Here is a 12201-nt window from a genome sequence, read left to right on the forward strand (position 1 = left end):
GTATAAATTTGCTAACTCGAATTAGCTTAGGATTGATAGCAATTATTGAACAACATAATTATCTAAAATCTGTGAGCACTTTCACGATGAGAGGTCAAAATTCGATCAGCGTCAGGTATTACGATTCAGCAAAAACCGTTCAAATTATTAATAATCAATTGCTTATGAAATTACCTTTGCACAGCGTCACAATTTGAATACAAATGATTTGGCTAAAATTGCACCCTAAAATAGCTTTTAAGGACGCAAGCTAAGTCGAGTTAGCTTACAAACAGAATCTATGTGGCTATTGATTCATTGCCTTTCCAACACAGGAATTTTGCAATGTCAGAGACTCTTATTGAGATGAGGCGCATGACTAAACGCTTTCCCGGCGTGCTGGCGCTAAATCAGGTTGATTTCGATTTACGCTCCGGAGAAGTGCATGCGCTTCTTGGTGAAAACGGTGCCGGTAAATCGACGCTGATGAAAATATTATCCGGGGTATACCAGCCCGACGCCGGGGAGATTCTTTTTGCAGGCGAGCCGGTCTCATTTTGCGATCCGCTGAGCGCTCAGCGTGTGGGAATTACTATCATCCATCAGGAATTTAATCTCTTCCCCGATTTAACCGTCGAGGAGAATATCTATATAGGCCGTGAGTTTTGTAAAAAGAGCCGCTGGCAGCTGGATAAACGTGCGCAACGCCAGGCGGTAGAAAACATCCTGCAAACCCTGAATTTAAAAATAGCGCCGGATGCGCGCGTCAGTGATTTAACCGTCGCCCAGCAGCAGATGGTGGAAATCGCCAAAGCCATTTCCGTTAACGCCAAAGTGTTAATTATGGACGAACCGACCGCGGCGCTGACCGAAAGCGAAATCGAGAGTCTGTTTGACGTCACCCGCATGTTAAAAGCCCAGGGAACGGGCATTGTTTATATTTCTCATCGTCTGGAAGAGCTGGCGCTTATTGCCGACCGTGCCACCGTTATGCGGGACGGACACTATATTGCTACCGTCGATTACGAGACGGTGAAAATAGGCGAGCTCATCGCCTTGATGGTGGGCCGTAATCTGGACAATATCTACCCTAAACGCCCGGTTCACCAGCGCACGGAAAAGGTGCTGGAAGTTAACGGCCTGACGCGCAACGGCGTGCTGGAGGATATCGATCTCACGCTCTGGCGCGGTGAAATCCTGGGCCTGGCGGGGCTTATGGGCGCAGGTCGAACTGAACTTGGCCGCGCGCTCTTTGGCGCCGATCCGATCGACGCAGGAACCCTGACGCTGCACGGTAAACCCACCCGTATTAAAGATGTCGCTGACGCCATCGATAAAGGCATTAGCTACTTAACCGAAGATCGCAAAAAAGAGGGACTGGCGCTCGGTCTCTCGGTAGAGATGAATATCATGCTCGGCAATTACCCGGAATTCTCGGGGAGTATGGGCCAGGTTGATGAAAAACGTTGCCGCGAATCCAGCCAGAAACTGGTGGAGACGTTACGCATCAAGACGCCGCATCTGGAGCAGGCTGCGCTCAATTTGAGCGGCGGAAATCAGCAAAAAATTATTATCGCTCGCTGGGTCTGTAAAGACACCGATATTTTAATTTTCGATGAGCCAACACGGGGCATTGATGTCGGCGCCAAGCTGGAAATATATGAGTTAATGAACCGCCTTGTCGCGAAAGGCAAATCAATCATCATGATTTCATCCGAATTGCCGGAAGTCTTAGGTATGTGCGACCGCATTATTGTAATGCGCAGCGGTCGTATAGCCGGCGAAATAGAGGCTGAGCACGCCACCCAGGAAAAAATCATGCAATACGCCACGCTGGAGGATTAATCATGTCTGTCACCGTCCCCTCGCCGCAAAGCGGGAATCATTCGATGAAAATAAATAAAGCACTCCTGATGCGCCTGGCACCGCTGTTTAGCCTGGTGTTATTAATTCTGTTCTTTAGCTTCAGCTCACCCTTCTTTTTTAATACGGAAAACATCATGACCATCGCCCTGCAAACGGCGGTGATTGGAATTATGGCGATTGGCGTAACGTTTGTGATTATTACCGCCGGGATTGACCTGTCGCTCGGTTCGGTCGTCGCGTTCTCGGGCGTGGCGGTTGGCATCGCCGCAGGGTTTGGGCTGCCGCTGCCGGTCTGTATTCTGGCAGGCGTGCTGGCTGGCGGCGCCTGCGGCTATATGAACGCTTTTCTGGTGACCAGGATGACGATCCCACCGTTTATTGCCACCCTCGGCCTGATGATGTCCGTGCGGGGCATTAACATGGTTATGACCGACGGCCGCGCGATTTATTTCTCTGATTATCCGATGTTTAAAACCCTGGCGCAGGGACGATTGTTCGACGTCCTGCCCTATCCGGTCTTCTATCTGGTTCTGGTGGCCCTGGTGGCGATGTGGATCCTGAAAAAAACGGTGATGGGCCGCTATATCTACGCCGTCGGCAGCAATGAAACGGCAGCCCACCTGTCAGGAATCAAAGTGCAGCGGGTGAAAGTCTTCGTTTATGCCTTCTGCGGTCTGTTAACGGGTATTGCCGGGGTGATCCTCGCCTCACGGCTCAACTCGGGCCAGCCCACCGTGGTGTCGGATACGAGCTGGAAGCCATAGCGGCCGTGGTGATCGGCGGCACCAGCCTGATGGGCGGCGTGGGCACCATCGGCGGCACCATCATTGGTGCGTTCATCATGAGCGTGCTGAAAAACGGTCTCAATTTAATGGGTGTCTCTCAGTTCTGGCAGATGGTCGCGATGGGGGTTGTGGTCATTGCCGCCGTTTATCTGGACACGTTACGTAAAAAAATGCGTTAGGTACACAAAACTACATGCCCTGCAAACCCTACTACGGAGCACAATAATGAAAACCCGTCATCTTCTGAGCGCGCTGTCGCTCATTGCAATCATGACCAGCAGCGCGCTGGCGAAAGAGTTAAACCTGCCGGTCGTCAGTAAAGGTTACCAGCATGAATTCTGGCAAACGGTGAAGCTGGGAACGGAAGCCGCCGCGAAAGAGCTGGGCGATAAAACCAGCTATGTCGGCCCGGCAGATGAAACGCAAATTGCCGAGCAGATCCAGCTGGTCGAAAACACTATGGCGCAAAAACCAGACGGTCTGCTGCTGGCGGCGCTGGATGCGAATGCCCTCGCCCCGCTGGTCGAAACGGCCAACAGTCGCGGCATCAAGGTGGTGACCTTCGACTCAGGCGTAAACTCCTCTATTCCGGCCAGCTTCGTTGCCACCAATAACCGTAAGGCGGGCGCGCAGGCAGCCGATGCGCTGGCTGAACAAGTTGGTCAGAAAGGAAAAGTCGGCATTATTGCGCACGTCGCCGGCACCACCTCTGCAATAGAACGCTCGGAAGGTTTTAGCGAGCAGATGAAAGCGAAATACCCGAACATTCAGGTGCTGCCGGTACAGTACAGCGACGGCGACCCGCAAAAAGCGATGGATAAAACCATTGATATGGTTCAGGCCAATCCGGATATTGCCGGGATTTACGCCACGAATGAAGGCGCAACGCTGGGCGTGGCCAACGCCATCGACAGCCAGAATCTGAAAGGCAAAGTGAAAGTTATCGGCTTTGACAGTACCGAAGCCATTATTAACTTCCTTAACAACGGGGTGATCCAGGGATTTGTGGTTCAGGATGCCTGGCAGATTGGCTATCAGGGCATTAAAACGCTAAATGCGGTCATCTCTGGACAAACTGTGGCTAAAGAAATTGATATTCCTGTGAAATATGTCAATGCGCAGAATATCAACACGCCTGAAATTGATAAACTTCTGCATCCGTTCGGAAAAAAATAAGGGAGTTCAGGATGAGTGACGGCTATTTCCTCGGCGTTGACGTCGGTTCAGCCAGCGTCCGGGCAGGGCTTTACTCTGCAGAGGGTGAGCGGCTGAGCTTTGCGACCCGACCGATATCGCAGTTTCGCGCCAGTAACGAGCGCGTTGAGCAGTCGTCCACGGAGATCTGGCAGCAGGTTTGCGTGGTCGTACGGGAAGCCGTCGCGTTATCGGGCCACTCGGCCACGCGCATCCGCTCGCTGGGTTTCGACGCCACCTGCTCGCTGGTGGCGCTGGATGACAAAGGGCAAGGCCTGAGCGTCTCCCCCGACAGCCCGGTGACGCAGGATACGATTATGTGGATGGACCATCGCGCCCGGGCGGAAACCGCACAGATTAATGCCACGCGCGATCCTGCCCTGCGCTACGTCGGGGGCGAAGTCAGCATTGAGATGGCGCTGCCCAAGCTGTTGTGGTTACAGCGCCACCATCCGGAGACCTGGCGCCAGGCCGCGCGTTTTTTAGACCTGGCCGATTTTCTCGTCTGGAAGGCCACCGGGCAGGATGTCGCCAGCCTGTGTACCCTCACCTGCAAGTGGAATTACCTTGCGCACGAGGCGCGCTTTAGCGACTCGCTGCTTGACGCGGTGGGGCTTCGGCGATTACTGGATAAAATCCCTGCTCGCATCCTGCCGGTCGCCAGCCGTGCCGGAACCTTAACGCCTCAGGCGGCGCAAGAGCTGGGTCTGCCCGATACGGTGGTTGTCGCCAGCGGGATGATCGACGCCCATGCAGGCGGCGTGGCATTAACCGCGGCGCAGCCGGAGGGCACGCTGGCGCTCATCAGCGGGACCTCAAACTGTCATATGCTCGTAACCCGGAATGAGATCCACACCCCCGGCGTCTGGGGGCCTTACTGGGGAGCCATGTTGCCCGGTTACTGGCTGACCGAAGGCGGACAGAGCGCCGCCGGCGCACTGGTTGACTGGACGCTGCGCGAACACCTCGCCGGCGCAGAATTGCAGGCGAAAGCCGACGCCGCACAGCGGCATCCGGTTTCGCTGATCAATGACTGGGTGGCGGCCCTGGAGCAGGAAGAGGCGTATCCCACGCGGGATCTGCATGTTCTGGCCGATCATCATGGTAATCGCTCACCGCGATCGCGTCCCGATGCACGGGGCAGCGTGGTGGGCCTGACTCTGGAAACGGGCGAACGCGCGCTGGCCAGGCTCTATCTGGCAACGCTACAGGCTATCGCTTACGGCACACGGCATATTATTGAGGCCCTGCAGGCACAGGGGCATGTGCCGGCGCGCATTGTCATCTGCGGGGGAGCCACGCATAACCGGCTCTGGCTGCGGGAATACGCCGATGCCACAGGCTGCGATCTTCATCTTTTAACCGAGGAGGATGCAGTCACGCTGGGCGCGGCGATGTGCGGCGCTGTGGCCGGCGGCGCCTGGTCAACCCTGACGCAGGCCGCACGGGCCATGGTAAAAACCGGCGACGTCATCCCGCATCGCCCGGACACCGTGGCGTTTCATCAGCGTAAGTATCAGGTATACCTGACTCTGTGGACGCAGCAACAGGCGTTGAATCAACTGATGCAACAGGAAATGTAATGGCAGGATGCGTATGCTTTATCTGCAGTTTTTCACATATGGAAAGGATTGAGGCGTAGCGATGGCCAAAACAGTTGAACAAATAGCGAAGGATTTGAATTTATCCGTGACCACCGTGCGTCTGGTGCTGAGCGGAAAAGCCGAACAGTACCGGATCAGCGTGAAAACGCAGGCCAGAATTAATGAGCATGTCGAGCGCTACGGCTACACCCTGAACCACTCGGCCCGCAGTCTGAAGCTGAATAAAACCGAAACGCTGGGCCTTATCGTGCCCAATATTTCCAACGTATTCTTCGCCACGCTCGCCGAAAAACTGGAATTGCGCTGCCGTCGTTCGGGCTATCAGCTGATGATTAGCTGTACCTACAACGACGTGGATTACGAGAATAAACTGGTCAAAGCCTTAATGGCGCGCAATGTGGACGGTCTGTTTATCGTCCCGTCCACGCTGGAAAACCAGCAGCACCATCTTCGCCAGATCCATAAGCCGCTGGTACTGCTTGACCGGGATTTTGGCTTTACCGACAACGCGCTGGTCGAAAGTCATAACGAAGCCGGGGGCGATGAACTGACCCGCAGTATGCTGAGCGAGGGTCCAACGCCGCTCTGGTTTCTGGTCGGCGATACCGCCCTTCCCAGCATCACCGACCGTTTAAACGGCTATCTGCACGCGCTGCACGCGGCGGGCATTGACCATCGCGACTGGGTCATTGAAGGGCCTGACAATACGCCCCAGGGCGGCTACGCCCTGATGAATACGCTTATCGACAGTCGCGGGCTCCCGCAGGCCTTTATCGCCTCGTCCTTGCCGGTTCTTGAAGGCGCAATTGAAGCCTTGCGCACACGTACCGGTTCGGTGCCGAGGGAGATCAATATCGGTACCTTCGATGAACACCCCATGCTGGGATTTCTGCCGAACAGCGTCTGGTCGATGCAGCAGGATGAGGATACCTGGGCGGAAAAAGCGTTTGAACTGATGCAGCGAGCCATCGATGGCGAAGCGGTCAACGAGACGGCGAAAGTCGATATGAAGCTGGTCAAACGTTCCCGTCAGTAAAATTAAAACTGTACCCGGAGAATAAAAATGGAACGAGCCCGTTTAGCCAGAGACATTATTGATACCTGCCTTGAGATGACCCACCTGGGTTTAAATCAGGGCACCGCCGGAAACGTCAGCGTGCGCTACCGTGACGGTATGCTCATTACGCCTACCGGCATCCCGTATGAGCGCCTCACCGAAGAGAGCATCGTTTTTGTTGATGCACAGGGGCATCACGAAGCGGGGAAACTCCCGTCGAGCGAATGGCGTTTTCATCAGGTCGTGTACCACACCCGCCCGGATGCCCATGCCGTCATCCATAACCATGCGGTGAACTGCACGGCAGTCTCGATTCTGAATCGCCCCATTCCAGCCATTCATTACATGATTGCCGCCGCAGGGGGAAACTCCATTCCCTGCGCCCCGTACGCCACCTTTGGCACCCGGGCGCTGTCGGAACATGTTGCGGTCGCGCTGCGCGATCGTAAGGCCACGTTATTGCAGCATCACGGGCTCATCACCTGTGAAGACAATCTTGAAAAAGCCTTGTGGCTGGCGCAGGAAGTCGAAGTCCTGGCAAAACTGTACCTGAAGACGCTGGCAATTGTGGATCCCGTGCCGGTATTAAGTAACGAGGAGATCGCCGTCGTTCTGGAGAAATTCAAAAGCTACGGCCTGCGCGTCGAGGCGTAAAAAAGGCCCCTCTGATCTTCTCAGAGGGGCCTTTTTCAGCGTAGCGCAGAGGTTCACACTGTGCCGGGCAAGCGTTTTGTCGACACCATCTCAACGTAGTAGGCGTTGTTAATAAAATAGCCCTTCAAAATCCATCCGGTCAGCAGATAAAACAGCGCCGGTACCAGCAGCATAATGGTTGAAAGGCCCTGAACGGCAGTTGCAGAGACGTCACCCTGCGCCTGATAGCCCACATAATCCAGAAGATAACCGGTAATCGGCCCGGCAATGCCCATGCCCAGCTTCTGGCAGAACGAAATCATTCCTATCCCCAGTCCCGAGGCGTCAATGCCTGTTTTGTAATAACCATACTCCGCCGCTTCGGTAATAGACGACCAGAGAATGGGCGTATTAATCTGCGAAACCGTCGAGCAAAGGAGATAGAACAGCGTGGCGCCAATGAAGTTACCCTCGTCAATCCACCACCATGCCAGAACGGAGGCCAGCGCCGAGGCATACATGGAGTAGCGAAACACCTTCACTTTGCAATAGTACCGGGTTAACGCCGTGGATATCAGCGGACCCACAATTCCCCCCACCGAGCCGACGCTCATAAACAGTGCGATGCCATAGCCATCCGTCGCATGCGCGTACGCTTTTCCGTACATGATAGCCACGCTGCCATTGACCAGAAAACCGATAAACAGCACCACCATCACCATGCTCATCCGCAGCCACTGATCGTTTTGACACAATCCCCTTATCTGCCGCGGCAGGGGTTCGGCGGGTGCCGTCTGGCGCACCCTCTCCTTCACGTTAAAGGCGCAAAAGAGCATGATCGCCACGCTCACCGCCCCTACCACGGCAAAGGCTATCGCATAGCGACTCTCCGCATTCCCCCCTTCCGTCACCCAGTACGGCACAAAGGTCGACACAATGAGCGTCGCCACTTTGGCCATCGGAAAACGAAACGCGTTGGCATTCAGCCGTTCCTGAGGATCGGTAGTAATAACCCCAATCAACGAAATATACGGAATGGCCAGCACCGTAAAGGCCAGGCTGTTAAAGATATAAGCGCCGGTCGACCACGCCATTTTGGCACTGTAGGTTTCCCCTACCGTGGTAAATAATAGCCAGAGCGACACACCAAACGGCAGCGCGCCAATAATGAGCCAGTGCCGATAGCGACCATAGCGGGTTTTAACTTTATTCGTCAAAATACCCATGAGCGGATCGGAAAAAGCGTCGATGGTTCTGACAATCATTAATATCCAGCCAGCATCGACGGGTGTCAGACCGACAACCTGAATTAAAAAGGCATAGATTAATATAGAGGCTGAAATAATAGAGATAGTCAGCCCCATATCCCCGGCGCCGTAAGCGCTTTTTTCGAATATGGACAGACGTGTATTCATCATTTTATCGTCTTATAAAGGCGCCCCCGTTGAGCACACCCGAAAGCGCCAGAGGGGTTGATCAGGAGCCTGAGCCGTTATCCACATTCCGTTGAGATTTTTCACGGGTCGCGAGGATCTTTTTATCAATCTCCCGCTGGCGCAACGCAGACCAATGCTCAAACCGGGCCTGGGCCCGCGCTTTTTGTGCCACCATCTCCGCATTCAGTTCCACGTCCTGAAACGGCGGGAACGCGTCGCCGGGTCGGCCCGGTATGCGCGTTTCCACTGGCTGAAGCGCTAAGTGGGGCGAAGGAAGCTTTTGATACCAGTAAACCGTCGAGGACCAGTCATCCGCGAGATGGTTCGCATGTCCATGTTCCATCGTCACGCGGATGCGCTTTTTGAAATGAACGGGATCGGTGAGGTGAAAACGGTAGCTGGTCTGAAATCCTTTCACATGAGAGTCGTGCAAGGACGATCCGTTAAATAAACCCGCGTTATCCTGCATTCCCCACGCGTGGTTAAAATAATCTTCCGTTCCCGTGCCGTGAATGCGTGGCGGCCAGGGAGCGTCATCATCGATAAAGATCATCTCATCGCCTTCGCCCCACCAGGTAGACTGGCGATGGCGCACCGATAAATTACAACCGATATAATGCCCCTCGCCCGCCACGTCCATCAGCACATAATTATTATTGCCGTTCAGCTCGGTAATATTCACCTCCGGGCTGTTCACCTGTAATTCCGGCGCCCAGCCTTTGCACGGATTTTCTCGCTTCCACCAGGCGTGAAAGCGAGCAATATTATCCCCATGCGGTTGGGGATAGAGCTCATAATCAATATTAAAATACTGCCCGTAAGGCACATCGTTTTGATTTTCAACTTCGATTATCGCCCGCTCGTTAAAGGGCATAGGCAGATAACAATTGAGCGCGGCGGTTCCCCCGGGTTTAAAACACTCCTCGGGTCTGACAGAGACGCTGAACGGCAGCGAGTGAAAATTCGCGGGAATGCTGTGACCCAGACAGAAAAAATCCCCCAGCGGCACAATCACCGAGGGAACCGTCTGATTATCCCAGTACATCTTTAACACCACTTTGCGGTAATAGGCCTCGTCGTGATCTTCCCAGCTCACCCCCAGCGCGTTATTGATTTCATTAATGGGCGCAACGTATTGCCCAAGCGTTGGATCTATCAGTCCCGGCCCCAGAAGACGGCGGCAAAACTGCGTCATCCAGATGTGCGTAATGCAGCCACTCCCCGAGATATCGGCCAGCCGTATGGTTTCGCCGGGCGGGATCATCCAGTAGTCCTGATTTCTGCCGCTTTGATCCCAGCTCGACAGCCGCCCGCTTCGGGCATTTTTAATATGAGACAGAGTATGTAGAAACCCCTGGTGAGACTCTGACATGTTGCTCTCCTTTGCGTGTTAAAACAGAAGATGCGACCCGCCATTTGCGCACAGCTCTATCGCCCTGACAGGAAGACAGAAATATAAAAATTCAATGCTAAGTCGAGTTAGCAAAATAGTTTTTTTATTATTTCAACGCAATATTATTTCCAGGAGACTGTGATTAGGGTCATTTAAAATATCGCATCTTATTGATTAACAAGACGGGAGAGAATATTTTCATAATGAATATTATAATCCCGAGAATATAAAACAGAATGACAACGCAATAATATATAAGTCATGTGAATTATATTTTTACAATGTAATGCCTGCGTTAACTGTTTACCCTCCCTCGGTTGCCGCCTAAACTATGGCCTGCTTTTTGTCAGAGGTGGTAATGAACGACTATAAAATGACGCCAGGTGAACTGCGCGCAACCTGGGGTTTAGGGACTGTTTTCTCACTACGTATGCTTGGCATGTTTATGGTCCTGCCTGTTCTGACCACATACGGTATGGCGCTCCAGGGGGCCAGCGAAGCGCTCATTGGCCTGGCGATTGGTATCTATGGTCTGGCGCAGGCTGTGTTTCAGATTCCGTTTGGCCTGCTCTCTGACCGCATTGGCCGCAAGCCGCTGATTGTCGGCGGACTGCTGGTATTTGTGCTTGGCAGCATCATCGCTGCTCTCTCCCACTCAATCTGGGGCATTATTCTGGGTCGCGCCTTACAAGGCTCCGGCGCGATTGCCGCCGCCGTTATGGCGCTGCTGTCCGATTTAACCCGCGAGCAGAATCGCACCAAAGCGATGGCCTTTATTGGCGTGAGCTTCGGGGTAACGTTTGCGATCGCCATGGTGCTCGGTCCCATTATTACCCACGCGCTGGGGTTGAACGCGCTGTTCTGGATGATTGCTATCCTTGCCAGCATTGGCATCGCGCTGACGATTTGGGTGGTGCCGGACAGTAAAAACCATGTGCTGAACCGTGAGTCCGGGATGGTGAAAGGCTGCTTCAGCAAGGTCCTCATAGAACCGCGCCTGTTGAAGCTGAATTTTGGCATCATGTGCCTGCATATTTTGCTGATGTCCACCTTTGTCGCCCTGCCGGGCCAGCTGGCAGCGGCGGGTTTCCCTGCGGCGGAACACTGGAAAATCTATCTGGTGACGATGCTTATCTCGTTCGTTTCGGTTGTGCCTTTTATCATTTACGCCGAAGTGAAGCGCCGCATGAAGCGGGTATTCGTCACCTGCGTTGTCATCCTGCTGATTGCTGAAATCGTGCTGTGGGGTTCCGGCCCGCACTTCTGGGAGCTGGTCGTGGGCGTGCAGCTCTTCTTCCTGGCCTTCAACCTGATGGAAGCATTATTGCCCTCCCTTATCAGCAAAGAGTCGCCCGCAGGTTACAAAGGCACGGCGATGGGCATCTATTCCACCAGCCAGTTTTTAGGCGTCGCCATTGGCGGATCGCTGGGCGGTTGGGTGGATGGCTTTTTCGACTCACAAACCGTTTTTCTGGCAGGCGCGTTATTGGCCATGGTCTGGCTTCTGGTCGCCAGTACGATGAAAGAGCCGCGCTATGTAAGTAGCCTGCGCGTTGAAATTCCGGACGGCGTGGAGATGAGCGAGGCGCTTAAACAACGGCTTGAAGCGAAAGACGGCATCAGCGAAGTGCTGATAGTGCCGCAAGAGCGCAGTGCCTACGTGAAAATCGACAGTAAAGTGACAAACCGCTTTGAGGTCGAAGAGGCGATACGCGCCTGAGAAAAAGCCCGGGAAACCGGGCTTTTTTAATTTAATCGCGGAAGTTTTTAAACTGGAACGGCTGACCCAGATCGCCGCCGCGCACCAGCGCCATTACGCCCTGGAGATCGTCGCGGGATTTACCGGTCACGCGAATCTCTTCGCCCTGAATCTGCGCCTGTACCTTCAGCTTGCTGTCTTTGATGAGCTTGACGACCTTTTTCTGCATCGCGCTATCAATACCCTGCTTCAGTTTGGCTTCAACAAACCAGGTTTTGCCGCTGTGAACAAATTCGTCAGGCACGTCGAGTGAAGCGCCTTCAATGCCGCGCTTGAGCAGCTTAGCGCGCAAGATGTCCAGCAGCTGATTGACCTGGAAATCAGATTCGCTTAAAACCTTGATGGTCTTATTTGCGTCGTTCAGTTCAAAACTGGCCTCTACGCCACGAAAATCGAAGCGTGACTCAACTTCACGGCTGGCGTTGTCTACGCCGTTACGCACTTCCTGGATATCAACTTCGGAAACAATATCGAAAGATGGCATCTTTTCTTCTC

Annotated in this window: 9 protein-coding genes and 1 pseudogene; 7 read left to right on the plus strand and 3 right to left on the minus strand. The window is 53.8% G+C overall.

Annotated features, from left to right (window positions below; all coding sequences use genetic code 11):
* The first annotated feature begins 324 nt into the window (after positions 1 to 324).
* The 6 genes and pseudogenes from LZP96_RS05220 (at position 325) to fucA (ending at position 7139) form a co-directional block, all read left to right on the plus strand.
* A complete protein-coding gene (locus LZP96_RS05220) occupies positions 325 to 1824 on the plus strand; it encodes a sugar ABC transporter ATP-binding protein (protein ID WP_064325043.1) in 1500 nt (499 codons plus the stop codon).
* Positions 1825 to 1826: 2 nt separating this feature from the next.
* Positions 1827 to 2809, plus strand: a pseudogene (locus tag LZP96_RS05225) (ABC transporter permease).
* Between the two features lie 46 nt (positions 2810 to 2855).
* Entirely contained in the window at positions 2856 to 3806 is a 951-nt protein-coding gene (locus tag LZP96_RS05230; RefSeq protein WP_064325041.1) for an ABC transporter substrate-binding protein, read from the plus strand.
* An 11-nt stretch (positions 3807 to 3817) separates the two neighbouring features.
* Complete coding sequence (locus tag LZP96_RS05235) at positions 3818 to 5407, plus strand: FGGY-family carbohydrate kinase (RefSeq protein WP_258925715.1); 1590 nt, start codon at positions 3818 to 3820, stop codon at positions 5405 to 5407.
* 61 nt (positions 5408 to 5468) lie between these two features.
* On the plus strand, positions 5469 to 6464 hold the full coding sequence (locus LZP96_RS05240; protein WP_258925716.1) for a LacI family DNA-binding transcriptional regulator: 996 nt from the start codon (positions 5469 to 5471) through the stop codon (positions 6462 to 6464).
* Positions 6465 to 6491: 27 nt separating this feature from the next.
* Positions 6492 to 7139: an L-fuculose-phosphate aldolase gene (gene fucA / locus LZP96_RS05245; protein ID WP_064325038.1), complete on the plus strand. Its 648-nt coding sequence runs from the start codon at positions 6492 to 6494 to the stop codon at positions 7137 to 7139.
* 53 nt (positions 7140 to 7192) lie between these two features.
* Here fucA and LZP96_RS05250 read toward each other — a convergent pair whose 3' ends face one another.
* Together LZP96_RS05250 and LZP96_RS05255 are read right to left on the minus strand one after the other, a co-directional pair.
* Positions 7193 to 8536: an MFS transporter gene (locus LZP96_RS05250; protein ID WP_258925717.1), complete on the minus strand. Its 1344-nt coding sequence runs from the start codon at positions 8534 to 8536 to the stop codon at positions 7193 to 7195.
* Positions 8537 to 8594: 58 nt separating this feature from the next.
* Entirely contained in the window at positions 8595 to 9926 is a 1332-nt protein-coding gene (locus LZP96_RS05255; RefSeq protein WP_258925718.1) for a glycoside hydrolase family 172 protein, read from the minus strand.
* A 379-nt stretch (positions 9927 to 10305) separates the two neighbouring features.
* On the opposite strand from LZP96_RS05255, the gene LZP96_RS05260 reads away from it, so the two are divergent.
* The gene (locus LZP96_RS05260) at positions 10306 to 11667 is read left to right on the plus strand and encodes an MFS transporter (RefSeq protein ID WP_258925719.1); all 1362 of its coding nucleotides are present in this window, start codon (positions 10306 to 10308) and stop codon (positions 11665 to 11667) included.
* A 31-nt stretch (positions 11668 to 11698) separates the two neighbouring features.
* Here the strand turns inward: LZP96_RS05260 and LZP96_RS05265 are convergent, their stop codons facing one another.
* On the minus strand, positions 11699 to 12190 hold the full coding sequence (locus LZP96_RS05265; RefSeq protein ID WP_064325034.1) for a YajQ family cyclic di-GMP-binding protein: 492 nt from the start codon (positions 12188 to 12190) through the stop codon (positions 11699 to 11701).
* Between the last annotated feature and the right edge of the window lie 11 nt (positions 12191 to 12201).

The organism is Huaxiibacter chinensis (genome assembly GCF_022171985.1).
Lineage (GTDB): Bacteria > Pseudomonadota > Gammaproteobacteria > Enterobacterales > Enterobacteriaceae > Enterobacter > Enterobacter chinensis_A.